Source organism: Saccharopolyspora shandongensis (assembly GCF_900106995.1).
Lineage (GTDB): Bacteria > Actinomycetota > Actinomycetes > Mycobacteriales > Pseudonocardiaceae > Saccharopolyspora > Saccharopolyspora shandongensis.
On sequence record NZ_FNOK01000028.1, the window covers coordinates 72,402 to 86,686 of the forward strand.

14 protein-coding genes are annotated in these 14,285 nt (G+C 68.5%); 8 read left to right on the forward strand and 6 right to left on the reverse strand.

Going from position 1 to position 14,285, the window contains the following annotated elements; all coding sequences use genetic code 11:
* The 3 genes from benC to benA are packed head-to-tail and all read right to left on the reverse strand — an operon-like array spanning nucleotide 1 to nucleotide 4,662.
* The gene (benC, locus tag BLW84_RS26460) at nucleotides 1–2,694 is read right to left on the reverse strand and encodes a benzoate 1,2-dioxygenase electron transfer component BenC (protein ID WP_093270334.1); all 2,694 of its coding nucleotides are present in this window, start codon (nucleotides 2,692–2,694) and stop codon (nucleotides 1–3) included.
* Between the two features lie 13 nt (nucleotides 2,695–2,707).
* Nucleotides 2,708–3,253 (reverse strand): benzoate 1,2-dioxygenase small subunit, encoded by a 546-nt coding sequence (gene benB / locus BLW84_RS26465; protein ID WP_093270337.1) that lies wholly within the window; start codon nucleotides 3,251–3,253, stop codon nucleotides 2,708–2,710.
* Nucleotides 3,254–3,264: 11 nt separating this feature from the next.
* Nucleotides 3,265–4,662: a benzoate 1,2-dioxygenase large subunit gene (gene benA / locus BLW84_RS26470; RefSeq protein ID WP_093270339.1), complete on the reverse strand. Its 1,398-nt coding sequence runs from the start codon at nucleotides 4,660–4,662 to the stop codon at nucleotides 3,265–3,267.
* A gap of 238 nt (nucleotides 4,663–4,900) precedes the next feature.
* Between benA and BLW84_RS26475 the strand changes: the two genes are divergently transcribed.
* From BLW84_RS26475 to catC, 4 genes are read left to right on the forward strand one after another with little or no spacing between them, the layout of a single operon-like run.
* Entirely contained in the window at nucleotides 4,901–5,809 is a 909-nt protein-coding gene (locus tag BLW84_RS26475; protein ID WP_093270341.1) for a LysR substrate-binding domain-containing protein, read from the forward strand.
* Nucleotides 5,806–6,909 carry a mandelate racemase/muconate lactonizing enzyme family protein gene (locus BLW84_RS26480; RefSeq protein ID WP_093270343.1) on the forward strand — a complete coding sequence of 368 codons (1,104 nt, stop codon included), beginning with the start codon at nucleotides 5,806–5,808 and terminating at the stop codon, nucleotides 6,907–6,909. Before BLW84_RS26475 ends, BLW84_RS26480 begins: the two co-directional genes overlap by 4 nt.
* Nucleotides 6,910–6,934: 25 nt before the next feature.
* Nucleotides 6,935–7,792: a catechol 1,2-dioxygenase gene (catA, locus tag BLW84_RS26485; RefSeq protein ID WP_093270345.1), complete on the forward strand. Its 858-nt coding sequence runs from the start codon at nucleotides 6,935–6,937 to the stop codon at nucleotides 7,790–7,792.
* A 24-nt stretch (nucleotides 7,793–7,816) separates the two neighbouring features.
* A complete protein-coding gene (gene catC, locus BLW84_RS26490; RefSeq protein ID WP_093270348.1) occupies nucleotides 7,817–8,098 on the forward strand; it encodes a muconolactone Delta-isomerase in 282 nt (93 codons plus the stop codon).
* A 409-nt stretch (nucleotides 8,099–8,507) separates the two neighbouring features.
* Here catC and BLW84_RS26500 read toward each other — a convergent pair whose 3' ends face one another.
* Nucleotides 8,508–9,503, reverse strand: coding sequence for an NAD(P)/FAD-dependent oxidoreductase (locus tag BLW84_RS26500; RefSeq protein ID WP_093270354.1), 996 nt, complete (start codon nucleotides 9,501–9,503; stop codon nucleotides 8,508–8,510).
* 81 nt (nucleotides 9,504–9,584) lie between these two features.
* Here BLW84_RS26500 and BLW84_RS26505 point away from each other — a divergent pair, with 81 nt between their 5' ends.
* From BLW84_RS26505 to BLW84_RS26520, 4 genes are all read left to right on the forward strand, one after another.
* Nucleotides 9,585–10,175: a helix-turn-helix transcriptional regulator gene (locus tag BLW84_RS26505; protein WP_177226698.1), complete on the forward strand. Its 591-nt coding sequence runs from the start codon at nucleotides 9,585–9,587 to the stop codon at nucleotides 10,173–10,175.
* Nucleotides 10,176–10,297: 122 nt separating this feature from the next.
* Complete coding sequence (locus tag BLW84_RS26510) at nucleotides 10,298–11,176, forward strand: class I SAM-dependent methyltransferase (protein ID WP_093270356.1); 879 nt, start codon at nucleotides 10,298–10,300, stop codon at nucleotides 11,174–11,176.
* Nucleotides 11,177–11,346: 170 nt separating this feature from the next.
* Nucleotides 11,347–12,174 carry a DUF1684 domain-containing protein gene (locus tag BLW84_RS26515; protein ID WP_093270359.1) on the forward strand — a complete coding sequence of 276 codons (828 nt, stop codon included), beginning with the start codon at nucleotides 11,347–11,349 and terminating at the stop codon, nucleotides 12,172–12,174.
* A gap of 50 nt (nucleotides 12,175–12,224) precedes the next feature.
* On the forward strand, nucleotides 12,225–12,593 hold the full coding sequence (locus tag BLW84_RS26520) for a nuclear transport factor 2 family protein (protein WP_093270362.1): 369 nt from the start codon (nucleotides 12,225–12,227) through the stop codon (nucleotides 12,591–12,593).
* A gap of 184 nt (nucleotides 12,594–12,777) precedes the next feature.
* On the opposite strand, the gene BLW84_RS26525 is transcribed toward BLW84_RS26520, so the two are convergent.
* On the reverse strand, nucleotides 12,778–13,782 hold the full coding sequence (locus BLW84_RS26525) for a M56 family metallopeptidase (protein WP_093270365.1): 1,005 nt from the start codon (nucleotides 13,780–13,782) through the stop codon (nucleotides 12,778–12,780).
* A complete protein-coding gene (locus tag BLW84_RS26530) occupies nucleotides 13,779–14,138 on the reverse strand; it encodes a BlaI/MecI/CopY family transcriptional regulator (RefSeq protein WP_093270368.1) in 360 nt (119 codons plus the stop codon). Before BLW84_RS26530 ends, BLW84_RS26525 begins: the two co-directional genes overlap by 4 nt.
* Nucleotides 14,139–14,285: the final 147 nt, after the last annotated feature.

Sequence of the window (14,285 nt, forward strand, 5' to 3'; positions counted from 1 at the left end):
TCAACCGAGGTCGCCGCCCGCGACCGGCAGGACGGTGCCGGTGATGTAGGACGCCTCCCCGGAGGCGAGGAAGGCGATCGCCGCGGCCTGTTCGTCGAGCGTGCCGTAGCGCTTCATCAGCGACGTGCTCACGGTCTGGTCGATGTGGGCCTGGAACCAGGCCCGTTCCTGCTCGGTCTCCAGCGCCGAGCCACCGCGGGAGATGCGCCGCGGCGGCGCGTCGGTGCCGCCGGGTGCGGCTGCGACTACCCGGATCCCCGCATCGGCGCACTCGAACGCGAGCGAGGCGGTGATGGCGTTGATGCCGCCCTTGGCCGCCGAGTACGGGATGCGGTGGATGCCGCGCGTCGCCGCTGACGACACATTGACGATCACGCCGTGGCCCTGGGCCGTCATCGACGGCAGCGCGGCGCGGCACGAGAACAGGGTCGTCATCAGCGAGCGCCGGATCTCGGCCTCGATCTCGTCGGGGGAGAACTCGGTGAACGGCTTGAACCAGATCGCCCCGCCGACGTTGTTGATCAGCACGTCGATCCGCCCGAACCGCGCGAGCGCCGCCTCGGCCACGGTCTGCGCGCCCTCCCAGGTCTCCAGATCAGCGAGCACTGGCAGCGCCTCGCCCGCCAGTTCCCCGGCCAGATCTTCGACGAGGTCCGAGCGATCGGCCAGCACGAGCGAACCGCCTTCGGCCGCGATCCTGCGGGCGGCGTGCTCGCCGATGCCCTGGGCGGCGCCGGTGACGATGACGACCTTGCCCTCGAACCGTCCCGGAGTGACGAAGCGGGGTCGTTTCGCGGCATCCGCCTCGGCCATCGCCCGTCGTGTCGTGACCTTCGACCGGTCGGCGTGCTCGGCGATCAGCCGCCGGGCCGTGGTGCGGTCGCCGGCCTCGAAGGCGGTGACGATGTCGAGGTGGTCCTGGGTGCAGCGCGGATGGCACCAGGTTGCGTTGCGCAGGGTCGTCTCCATGTGGCCCTTGATGCCGAGCGCGCGGTAGGCCTGCAGGAGATGCTCGTTGCCGGTGAGGGTGAACAGGTACTCGTGGAACGCGGCGTTGGTTTCGGTGTAGGCGGCGGCATCGAGAAACCGGTCCCCGTCGACGTAGGGCACGGTCGATTCCGCCAGCAGCCGGTAGCCGGCGAGCTGCTGGGAGCTGAGCCGGCCCAGGGTGATCTCCAGTGCGCCGAGTTCCAGGGCCTGACGGGCCTCGAAAACGGCGTCCGACTCGTGCACCGACGGGTGCTCTTCGCCGATCTCGTAGCGGCCTGGAGAAGGCGTGGGTGCAGGTTCGGTCAGCGGTGCGATGTCGTCTCGGGCGGGGAGGACTTCCTGGCCCGCGATCGATCGGGCCGCGGCATCCGCGATCAGCGGTTCACCGGGGTCGAGTTCCCGGGTGCCGCTACCGGTGCCGGGCCAGATCGGCTGGCCGGCGATCGCTCGCGCGGTGGCGCTCTCCTGCTCGGCCGGATGTGCCGAGCCTGCGTTGAGCGGTGGGATGGTAGCCATCGGGAAGAGGGTCTGCCCGGCGACGGTGCGGCTCGCCCCGGTGCGGCCATCCGACCCGAGCGTGGCCAGGGCGATCGCAGGTCCTGGTTCGACGTCCGGAACCGGTTCGGATTCGGTGTCCCCCGGTGTGGCGTCCAGCTCGGGCGCTGCCACCCCTTCGGCCCGGGGCGGCACGCTGGTGCTGGCCGCGAGGGCGAACTTCTCGTAGTAGAACCCGGTCGGCTCGAACCCGTCTTCGGTGAAGTGCTTGCGCACGGCTTCGACCATCGGCGGCGGACCGCAGAGGTAGACCGCGACATCGCCGTCGTGCAAGTGCTGGTCGCGGATGAGCGTGGTGACGTACCCCTTGTTGGGCGCCTTGCTGTCCGGGTCGGCGGCGCAGTAGTCCCAGGTGAAGTTGTCGAGCTGCCGGGCAAGATCACGCAAGGTCTCGGTTTCGACGAGGTCGTCGTCGGTCGTGACACCGTAGATCAGGTGCGCCGGCCGGTTCGATCCCGTGGCTCGCATGGTCCGCAGGATCGACAGGATCGGTGCTAGCCCGGTGCCGCCGGCGAGCAGCAGTACGGGCCGTTCGGTCTCGCGGAGGAAGAAACTGCCGTGTGGCCCGGTGAAGGTAAGCGCGTCGCCCTGCTTCGCCCGTTCGGTCAGGTAGTCCGACATCACGCCCCCGGGCGTGAGCTTGACCAGGAAGGTCAAGTGCTTGTCGTCGGGGCCGTTGCTGAACGAGTAGGACCGCGATTCGTCGGTGCCGGGCACGGCGATGTTGACGTACTGCCCGGGCAAGAACGCGAGCTTGTCGCGCTCCGGTGTTTCCAGGGTGACGGCCACAGTGGTGGGAGAAAGCCGTTCGAGCGCGGTCAGTGTGGCCGGGTAGGTCGCCGCCTGCGTCTTCGCGACCGCCGACGTGCTCGCGATTCGCAGCACCAGATCGGACTTCGGCTTCATGCTGCACGGCAGCACGTAGCCGCAGGCGGCTTCATCCTGGGTGAGCGCGTCGTCGATGTAGGCGCCGCCGTCGTAGTCGCCGGATTCGCAGAACGCCTTGCAGGTGCCGCAGGCGCCGTCGCGGCAATCGAGCGGGATGTTGATGCGCTGCCGGTAGGACGCGTCGGCGACGGTCTGGTCCTCCGCGCAGCTGATGAACCTCGTAACACCGTCCTCGAAGGACAGCGCGACCTTGTGGGTCATGGCCGTTCTCCGCTCAGATGTGGTAGATGTCGACGACGTGGTGGATGTAGTCGTTCTTCAGCACCACGGTCTTGCGGCGGATCAGCGGCGCGGGCCCGGAGAAGTCGATGGTGTAGAAGGACGTCCCGTAGTACGGGTCCACGGTCTTGTACCGGAAGTACATGGTGTGCCAGTTGAACCGCACGTCCACCAGGTCGCCACGGCGCTCGATCAGTTCGACATTGCTGATGTTGTGGCTGGTGCGCGGTTCCGGGATCGAGGTCGCGCTGGAGCGCTCGGTGCGGATGCGGAAGACGCGGTCCTCCAGTCCGCCCTTGTTCGGGTAGTAGATCAACGAGATCGATGTCTGCGGGTCCGAGGAGAGCAGATCGTCGTCTCCCCAGGAGGGCATCCAGTAGACGACGTCGGCGGCGTAGCACTCCAGCCACTTCTCGAACTCGCGGTCGTCGAGGTAGCGAGCCTCGCGGTAGAGGAACTGCTCGATGTCCTGCTGCGTGATCGTCTTGCCGGTTCCAGCGCCGGAGGCACTCGTCTCGGTGGTGTCGGCGGTGACAGTCATCCGGATTCTCCTCACGCGGTGGCGGTCGACATGGACTTGGCGTCGCTTCCCGCCGTCTTGTCTCGTTCGGCATCGATGGCGGCCTGCATGGCTTCCCGCCAGTAGCCGTGCTGGACGGGGTAGAGGCCCTCGTCCTCGTTCTTCCTGCCCGCGGAGATGACGCCCTTCATGTCGAGGGCTTCGGCGACCTCATCGGGGCCGGTGAGCCAGTGCTGCGCGCCGCGGCTCATGTCGTTCCACGGCGCGGCCGTCGCACGGAAGGTGAGCTGGCAGGAGCGGAACTCCTCCAGGTCGTCCGGGGTAGCCATGCCGGATGCGTTGAAGAAGTCCTCGTACTGGCGAATCCGCCACGCCCGGGCATCGGCGCTTTCACCCTTGGGCGCGATGCAGTAGATGGTGACTTCGGTCTTGTCCGGCGCGATCGGCCGGAAGTGCCGGATCTGGGTGGAGAACTGGTCCATCAGGTACACGTTGGGGTAGAGGCAGAGGTTGCGGGAACCGCGAACCATGAACTCGCCCTTGGCGTCGCCGAACTTCTCCTTCAGCTCGTCCATGCGCGGCCACAGCGGGCGGTCCTGGGGATTGCCGGCCCAAGTCCACAGGCACAGATGCCCGTGCGGGAACGACCAGTACCCACCGCCGGACTTGCCCCAGCTGCCGGCGTCGAGAGTCTTGGTGCTGTTCTTGGACTCCCCGGTGTTCCTGCGCGCCGTGGTGGCCGCGTAGTTCCAGTGCGTGGCGGTGACGTGGTAGCCGTCGGCGCCGTTCTCCGCCTGCACCTTCCAGTTGCCGTCGTAGGTGTAGGTCGACGCGCCGTGCAGCACTTCCAGGCCGTCTGGAGACTGGTCGACGAGCATGTCGATGATCTTCGTGGTGTCACCGAGGTGCTCGGCCAGCGGGAGGACGTCGGGGTTGAGGCTGCCGAACAGGAAGCCGCGGTAGGAGTCGAAGCGCGCGACCTTCGTCATGTCGTGGGAACCACCGGTGTCGAAGGAGTCCGGGTAGCCGGCCCCGTCGGGGTCCTTGACCTTGAGCAGCTTGCCGTCGTTGCGGAACGTCCATCCGTGGAACGGGCAGGTCAGCGTGATCCGGTTGTCGGTCTTGCGGCGGCAGATCATCGCGCCGCGGTGCGCGCAGGCGTTGATCAGGCAGTGCAGCTCGCCGTCCTTTCCGCGGGTGATCACCACCGGCTGGCGGCCGATGTAGGTGGTGAAGTAGTCCCCCGGGTTCGGGAGCTGGCTTTCGTGAGCGAGATAGATCCAGTTCCCCTCGAAGATGTGCTTCATCTCGAGCTCGAAGATCTCCTCGTCGGTGAAGATCCGCCGGTTGGCGCGGTACACGCCCGTCTCGGGGTCCTCGACGACGGCGTCGGCGACGACCGCGGATACGTGCTCCAGCATCTCGCTCATGGGTCCTCCAGCGGCGCGGATCGGCTTTGACCGGCCTCCGGCGGTCCGTGCCGCCGTGGCATGACCAAGAACGATGGCATCTCGTGTCGCCGGTCACACCGGACAAGTGCCTAGACCTGACCTAGGGTGCGATTGATAGTCGCTGTTTATTAATCATTCGAAATCAGGTCTTTGTCCTCGATGAGTTCGCTTCCTACCGTGAGGAGATCGGTGACAGGGACACGGGAGGAGGCATCTCATGGAGCTTCGGCACCTGCGCTACTTCGTCACTGTCGCCGAGACGTGCCACTTCGCCCGGGCGGCCGAGCAGCTGCACGTCGCCCAGCCGGCGCTGTCGCACGCCATCCGGCAGCTGGAGAAGGAGCTGGGCGTCACCCTGCTGGCCCGGACGACGCGACAGGTCCGGGTGACGCCGGCCGGCGAGTTCTTCCTGGCCGAGGCCCAGCGAGTGCTGGCGACCCTGAAGGACGGGGTGCGCGGGGTCCAGCGCATCGGCGAGGGCAAGCTCGGCCTGCTCCGGGTCGGATTCACCGGCACGGCCGCGTTCTCCCACCTGCCGCACCTGGCCCGGGCGCTCGCCCAGCGGGTGCCGCACGTGGAGCTGGAGGTCCGCGCCGACCTGCTCACCGCCGATCAGTGCGAGCACTTGCGCAGCGGAACTCTCGGCATCGGGGTGCTGCGCCCGCCAGTGACCGGTGACGACATCGACTTCCGGGTGATCGAGGTCGAGCCGCTGATCCTCGCGGTCCCGGCCGACCACCGGCTGGCCGTCGAGCCTGTCGTGGCGATGACGGACCTGCGAGCCGAGCCGCTCGTGACCTACACCGGACGCAACTCCGTCGTGCACGAGGCGGTCGCGCGCAGCTGCCGAGAGGCCGGGTTCACCCCACAGCAGCAGCACGAAGCTCCCGGTACCGCGGCACTGCTCGCGTTGGTCGCCGGTGGCCTGGGCGTCGGCGTGGTACCCGCCTCGGCCCGGTCTCTTCCACTGGCCGGCGTCGTGTTCCGCGACCTCGCCGGCGCGGCAACGGTCGAGCTCGCCCTGGCCTGGCACCGCGAGACCCAGTCCCCGCTCGTCGCAGGAGCCCTCGCAGCACTCGAGGACGTCTTCCCGCCCACCAGACCAACGGCAGAGGTCAACCGATGAAGATCACGCAGGTCGAGGCGATCCCGTTCGCCATCCCCTACCGCAAGCCGCTGCGGTTCGCCTCCGGCGAGGTGCACGTCGCCGAGCACGTCCTCGTGCGGGTGCACACCGACGACGGGATCGTCGGCGTCGCCGAGGCCCCGCCCCGGCCGTTCACCTACGGCGAGACCCAGGCCGGGATCGTCGCTGCAATCGACACGATCTTCGCCGCGCAGGTCGTCGGCCTGAGCCTGCTCGACCGAGAAACCGTCCACACCCGACTCGCCCGGACCGTCGGCAACCCGACCGCCAAGTCAGCGATCGACATGGCGATCTGGGATGCGCTCGGGCGCACCCTCGACGTCTCGGTCACCGAACTGCTCGGCGGGTACACCGACCGCATGCGCGTGTCGCACATGCTCGGTTTCGACGAACCGGCCGCGATGGTCGCCGAAGCCGAACGGATGCGCGACACCCACGGCATCACCACGTTCAAGGTCAAGGTAGGCCGCCGCCCGGTGTCGCTGGACACCGCCGTCGTGCGCGCCCTGCGCGAGGGCTTGGGCGAAGGCATCGACCTGTACGTGGACGGCAACCGCGGATGGACCGCCGCCGAATCCGCCCACGCCATGAAGGAGATGGCCGACCTCGGGCTGCTGTTCGCCGAGGAGCTCTGCCCTGCCGACGATGTGCTCGGCCGCCGTTGGCTCGTCTCACAGTTGGATGTGCCTTTCATCGCCGACGAGTCCGCCGTCACGCCCGCCGACGTCACCCGCGAGATCCTCGGCGGCTCCGCCACCGCGGTGAGCATCAAGACCGCGCGAACCGGCTTCACCCGGTCGCAGCGCACCCACCACCTCGCCGAGGGGCTCGGCCTGGAAGTGGTGATGGGCAACCAGATCGACGGTCAGCTCGGCTCCCTGTGCACGGTCGCCTTCGGCGCGGCCTACGAGCTGACGTCGCGCAGGCCGGGCGAGCTGTCGAACTTCCTCGACATGAGCGACGACCTGCTCACCGAGCCGCTGTGCATCGCCGACGGCGAGCTGACCGTCCGCCCCGGCGCCGGCCTCGGCGCCGAGATCGATCCCGAGAAGCTCCAGCGCTATCGCCTGGACCGCTGACCCCACCGCGAATCAAGGAGGATTCATGACCGCCACCCACGAGACGGCTACCGCCGCTGCCTCTGGCGCGAACGCGACCGAACGGTTCAAGAGCGACAAGCTCGCCGGCGTGGCCGGGACGCCCAAGGAGCGCGTCAGCCTGCTGGCCCGCGAGGTGCTGGAAGCCGTGTACGGCACGATCCGCCGCCACAAGGTCACCTACGACGAGTACAACGCGCTCAAGGCGTGGCTGATCAGCGTCGGCGAGGGCGGTGAGTGGCCGCTGTTCCTGGACGTCTGGGTCGAGCACGTGATCGAGGAGGTCGCCACCGAACACCGGCAGGGCAACAAGGGCACCATCGAAGGCCCGTACTACGTCCCGGACGCCCCTGAGCAGGGCGCCCGTGGATCCGTGCCGATGCGGGAGAACGAGCCCGGCACGCCGCTCACCTGGACCGGGCAGGTGACCTCCACCGACGGCTCAGCCCTGGCGGGCGCCAAGGTCGAACTGTGGCACGCCGACGCCGACGGCTTCTACTCCCAGTTCGCGCCCGGCCTCCCGGAGTGGAACCTGCGCGCGACCTTCACCACCGACGCCGACGGCAAGTTCGAGATCCGCACGGTCCGCCCAGCGCCGTACCAGATCCCCACCGACGGCGCCTGCGGCAAGCTGATCGCCGCCGCCGGCTGGCACGCCTGGCGCCCGGCTCACCTGCACGTCAAGGTGTCCGCCCCCGGTCACGAACTGCTGACCGCCCAGCTGTACTTCCCCGGCGACGAGCACAACGACGACGACATCGCCTCGGCGGTCAAGCCGGAGCTCATGCTGTCGCCGCAGCCCGCGTCCGACGGGAGCGGGGGAACTGTCGAGTACGGCTTCATCCTCGATCCGGAGCAGGCCTGACGACTGTCCATTTTGGAGTGACTGATGCTCTACCACGTCCGCATGGACGTACACCTGCCACCGGACCTGGCCCCGGCGGAGCGCGGTGACATCATCGCGCGCGAGAAGGAGTACAGCCAGAAGCTGCAACGAGAAGGAAGATGGCCACACCTGTGGCGCATCGCCGGCGAATACGCCAACTTCTCGATCCTCGACGTCGCCGACCACGACGAACTGCATGCACTGCTGTCAGGGCTACCGCTGTTCCCGTACATGAACATCGAGGTCACGCCGCTGGCGATGCACCCGTCCAAGATCGCGGACTGAGAACCTCGTCCGCAACCAGGGGAGCAAGCCGGGTGCCGGGTGTCACGACTGGACACTCGGCACCCGGCTTTTTCTTGCGCCCCAATCGAACTTCCCGGTCTAGTTCGGTGGCGAGGCTTGACCACCGATCATCTGTCCGGAGGGCTTCAGGCCGACATCGCCGCCGCCTGCGACCCGCGTGGTCGAGTAGCGCAGGTTGCACTCGAACGCCTCGCGACAGGAGACATCGGGCACCGTCTCGCCCGACGCGTTCGTGGCACCTCCGGTGGTGAATCGCTGTGTCTGCGGCGGGTGGGTGCTGGCTTTGTGGCGAGGTGTCATGAGGCGACGGTCTCGGAGGTCCCAGTGTCGTGTGCAGAGGTGGGTGCCGGGTTCTTGGGCGTATGGAGTCGCCGTGCGGCGCGGCGCTTCAGGCGTGAGTGACGCTGGACGCGGCAGCGAGAGCCGCGTTGGTGTCCGCGGCGGCGAGGTGGGCGTTCAGGTGGGCGCCGGCGAGGGCTCCGGTCGCGGCGGAGGCACCGACCTGTGCGGTCAGGTCGGTGGCGTTGCCCGCCACCCACACCCCCGGCACTTCGGTGGTCCCCGCCATGCCGGTGACGAAGCGGCGGCCCATGCCGCCTGGCAGGTCCTCCATCGGCAACCGCAGGCCGTCGAGCCCGTCCGCGCGAGCTAGCGTCGTGGTGACGACGGCGAGGACACGGCGCGACACGACGTGCCCGTCGGTCAGCAGCACGCCGGTGATGCCGTTCCCGTCGGACTGGACCTCGGCGACCGGGGTGTCGATGACGCGAATGCCACGGGCGGCGAACCGCGCGCGGGTGTCCTCATCCAGATCGATGCCGCGGGTGAAGTACACCAGGTCCTCGGTCAGCTGACGGAACAACAGCGCGTGGTGAACCGAGCCCGGGCCCACGGCCAGCACACCGATCGGTTCGTCGCGGACCTCCCATCCGTGGCAATACGGGCAGTGGACCACGCCGCGGCCCCAGTGCGGGGCCAGGCCGGGGATGTCGGGGAGCACGTCGCGCAGTCCGGTGGCGACCAGCACCCGGCGCGCCTGCACGAGGCTGCCGTCGGCCAGGGTGATGGCGAAGCGCGGATCTCCGTCGGCCGAAGGCACGGCCGGCGCGGCGGAGACCACCTCTCCGGCCACAAGCTGCCCGCCGTAGCGGCGCACCTCCTCCCTGCCTCGGCGCAGCAGCTCTGCGGGCGGTGTGCCGTCCAGGCCGAGCAGGCTGTGCACCCCCTCGGCCGGGGCGTTTCGGGGCGTCCCGCTGTCGATCACGACGACCGAGCGGCGTGAGCGGGCCAGCATCAGCGCGCCGTTCAAGCCCGCGGCGCCACCGCCGATCACCACGGCGTCGACGGTTTCCGCCGGTAGTGGGTCCGTCCTGGTCTCAGGCATGGCGGTGGCTCCTTCTTCACGTGCGTGGGGCTGCACCTCGACGGTAAGCACGGGTTGCGGCTTCGGCATAAGATCGTGCCCATGACGCAAGACGATGGCGAGTTGGACGGCCTGGTACGCAAACGCATCCGCGCTCTGCGGGTGGCGCAGGGCTGGTCGCTGGAGGAGTTGGCCACCCGTGCCCGGCTGAGTCCGTCGTCGCTCAGCCGGATCGAGAACGGCCAGCGCCGCCTCGCCCTGGACCAGCTCGTCACCCTGGCCCGGGCCCTGGACACCTCTCTTGACCAGCTGGTCGAGACGGACACCGACGACGTGATCGCCAATCCGATGATCGATGGCACCCACGGCTTGATGCGGTGGCCGATCAAAGCGGAGCCCGGGATGACCGTCATGCGCCAGCGCATGACGAGCCCGCCACCGGACAACCCAGCCAGCATGCGCGCACACCCGGGCCGAGAGTGGCTCGTCGTCCTCTCCGGCACAGCCGTCCTGATGCTGGGCCACCGCCGCTTCCGCGTGGAGACCAACCAGGCCGCCGAGTTCCCGACCATGCTCCCTCACGCGATCGGCACCGCAGGCGGGCCGTGCGAGATCCTGGGCATCTTCGACCGCGAGGCCCGCCGCGGGCACCACACCGACAAGAAGGCCCGGCCGGACGCGGACCGATCATGACGACCGGCTGACGCCCCGGGTCTCTGTGGTCACTTGCGTGGTCAGCAACTCGAGCAGCCATCGTCTTGCCTCACGGGCAAGACTCCGTGCATCTAGCGCATGAGCGGCCTACTGTCGCCGTCATGACGCCCACTGCGCAGGACCATGACGGCCCCCCGGGCCACCATCACGAACACGGACACGGACACCGGAACGACGTGGACGACCAGGCGGAAATCCTGGAGCTCGACGCGGAGGTCCTCGCCGAGCACACCGCGTCCATCACCGCGTGGCTGCCCCTCGCGGCGAGCCCCCGCCAGATCGTGGACCTGGGGTGCGGAACCGGCGTTGGGACATTCGCGCTGCTCGCCCGTTTCCCCGAGGCGCATGTCACCGCCGTCGACTCGTCGGCCGACCATCTGCGTCGCCTGCGGGAAAAGGCCCACGGGCACGGGGTGGCCGACCGCGTGCGCACGGTCCAGGCCGACCTCGACTCGACGTGGCCGAAACTCGGCGAGCCCGACCTGGTGTGGGCTTCGGCATCCCTGCACCACATGGCCGATCCCGACCGCACCCTGCGCCAGGTGCGCGACACGCTCGCCCCTGGCGGACTGTTCGCCGTCGTCGAACTCGCCAGCTTTCCCCGGTTCCTGCCCGATGACGCCCCCGAGGACCACCCTGGCCTGGAGAAGCGCTGCCACGCCGCGAGCGACCGTCGCCACGCCGAGCACGTACCCCACCGGGGGGCCGACTGGGGCGCCAAGCTGACCGCCGCCGGATTCACTCTCGAAGGCGAACGGACGATCACCGTCGACATCGAACACTCCCGCTCCATGGCGGTCGGCCGATACGCGCTCAGCGGCCTGCGACGCATGCGCGACGCCGTAGCCGGTGTGCTCACGGCCGAGGACCTCACTGCGCTGGATCAGCTGCTAGACACGGGCAGCCCGCACAGCATCCTGCGCCGCAACGACCTCGCAGTGCGCACCGAACGCACCGCGTGGGCCGCACGCCGCGTCTGAATTCCACCCCACAGCCGCGCCAAGACAGCGTCGTGATTGCCCGACGGGCAGCCCCAAGCCCAACTCTTTGCTCCATAAGCAAGGAATTGTGCTTAAGACGCATGGCAGACGTAGGTTGATCTCAGGCGGACAGCGTTCACGCCACGGCAGGAAGAAAGAAAGGACATCTCATGGATCCGGATCACGTTCCCTCGCACCAGCAGACAGCGAGCAGCGTGCCCGCCGACTACGAGGCGTGGCGCAAGGCCAGGTGGGACGAGATCGCCGGCCCGAACGGCAAGGCGAAGGTTGTCGCCAACGGCAGGGTGACCGGCTGGGATGCCCACGTCATCCCGGGCGTTCCCGGGCAGTGGCGCATCACCGAGGCGGGCGCCTTGACGATGTCGGCCGCTGCCGCCGACAGCGTGACGGTCAACGGCGAGGCGGTGAACGGAACGGCCGAAGTGCCTTCCGGCAGCGCTCTTGAATTCTCCGGGGGACGCGTGGGCTTTGCGGGAGGCGCGGGCGGGTTCTATGGCGTGGTCGTCATGGACCACGAGGCTCTCGCCCGGTCTGGCCTCAGCGGGATCGACACCTACCCCTACGACCCGGCCTGGGTCTTCGAAGGCGAATACCGAGCAGCTCCGGAGGGTCGCCGGATCGACGTGGGCCGCCTGACGACTCCCCGCAGCACGGAAGCCATCTTCGCGCCCGTCGACCTCGCCGTCTCCATCAACGGCACTGAATACGTGCTGTCCGTACTCGAAGACATGCCGGGCCAGCGACTCGTGGTCTTCACCGACGAGACCAACGGAACGGAGACACCCGAAATCGGCCGCTGGCTGGTCCTGCCCCTCCTGGCCCCCGGCAGCACCCTGACGGTCGACTTCAACCAGGCAACGCTCTCGCACCACCACCTGGCCCCGGCCGTGTTCACCTGTCCTCTCTCGCCTCCCGGCAACCACCTGCCCATGCGAGTCGAGGCAGGAGAACGCGCTCTCGTCTACGCCAAGAACTGAGCGCCCCCGATTCCCGACAGGTCACACCACGCACCGAAGGAAGCAACGCCATGAGCCAGGACCTCAAAGACAAGGCAATCACCTACCTCCGCCACCTGGAGAACCGGGAATGGGCCGATGCGCAAGCGATGTGCTCCGAAAAGGCCACCGTCTGGCACAACGACGGAAAGGGCGACTCGACGATCCAGGAGAACATCTCAGGCATGGAAGCCCAGATCGGGCCCATCCAGTCGATGCGCTACGACATCACCCGGCAGTTCTCCCAGCCCGACGAAGTCCTCCAGCAGCACGTCGTGAACGTGGTCATGAAGGACGGAGCGCTCTTCCGGGTCGACGCCGCCGTGTACTTCCGCTTCGAAGACGACCTCATCACCCGCATCGAGGAATACGCCAGCATGCCCAGCAACGACGCCGCCTGAACAAGCGGTACCCCCAGGCGTCACAGTCGCGCTGTGTCGCACCAGCCTGGTTCGAGCTGGTGTGACACAGCGCTCCTCCTGGTTCACGCGGAAACCTCGACCGGCTGGCCGGGGCGCCATCAGCACCACCTGTTCCTACGTCCGCAGATCACAAGGCAAACCCGCCTGTCCCACCAAGGCGTCGTCAGTACGCGGAGTCCGTGACGCTCGCGCGTCCGGCGCAGATGGGTGTCGGGTCGGCGGTGGCACATGGGACGAGCACAGCCGCCGCCACAACGAGCGCAAGCAACGGCAAGGTGAGCGCAGCGACGATCCGCCAGCATGCCGAGCGCACTGCCGCCCGGGGCTGGACTAGGCGCCTGACCCGTTCCGGAACGCCGGAACCCACCGCCGCGAGAGCTGTTTTCGGCACGCGGATGGTGGATTTCCGGTTGCTCGTGGCCATCACGGTCAGCGCGCGGGCCACCGCTCGATTCCCGTGTCGGCGGCCCGCCTGATCGTCAGCGATCCACTCGGCGAGACGGGCGATCTCCTGCGAAGCCGCCTTCAGCAGCGGCACGAAGGGAAAGGCGCGCGCGAGGATCGCCGCCCAGCCCAGCACGAGGTGGTGCTTCCCGCGCAGGTGAGCGATCTCGTGCGCGAGAACAGCATCTCGTTCGGCCGGCACGAGCCGGCGCAGTGCGCCTGTGGTGAGTACGACGGTAGAGCCTCGCCCGGGAACGCAGTACGCAGCAAGCTGCTCGGTTTCCACGACGGCAACCCGAATTCCATTGCGGACAATCGTGCCCGAGGACGAGAGCAGGGCATGCCGGTGCAGCTTGCGGTGCCGCCGGGTCTGCCGGGCATGGTGTGCGGCAACGGCGAACAGCCGCACTATCACCAGGACGGAACCGAGCAGTGCGATGGCAGCGGGCGCGTCGGCAAGGTCGCGCACCCCGATGATCGCCAGCAGCGCGCGCAGGCAGGCGTGCAGCAAACCGGCGAGACCGAGGCCGCCGGAGAGTTGTGCCATCGCGGCGAGACCCGCGCTGATCATCGATACGACCCACGAGGTGGCCAGCGTGGCCCAGAGGACGAGCCCGAGTCTGGGCGCCGCGGATTGCCAGCGTCGACAGGCTCGCATCAGGCGGGGTCCCCATGCGGCCAGCGCTGCGGTGTAGGCGAACAGCCCGATGAGCAGCGGTGTCATCGGTCCTCCGGCGTCTCGGCGAGCAGTTCCCGCAGCATCGCGGCTTCCTCGTCGCTGATCTCGTCGACGAACCTGAGGAACGTCGCGCGCGGGCTGTTGCTGGCCGCGAGCGCTTCCCGCATCAGCAGCGCGGCATGCTCGCTGGCCTGCAGGCGGGGGCGGTAGAACCAGACCCGGCCGAGCCGGTCGCGGTCGACCCACTGCTTGCGGTGGAGGTTCTCCAGCACGGTGGCCACCGTCGTGTAGGCGAGGCCGCGGTCGCGGAGTCCGTCCAGCACCTCCCGCACGCTCATCGGATCCGCCGCTTCCCACAGCAGGTTCATCACGGCCGACTCGAGTGGCCCCAGGCTGCGCATCGGAACTCCCCCTTCCGGTCGGCAGGGTAGGTCATAGGCGCCCTGCCGCAGGCAGCCGGCAGCCCCGCGCCGAGCGCAGCCCGGCCCAGGGCGAGCAGAACCAGGTTGTAGTACGTGGGATAAGTGCCGGGCTGTCCAACCGCGCAC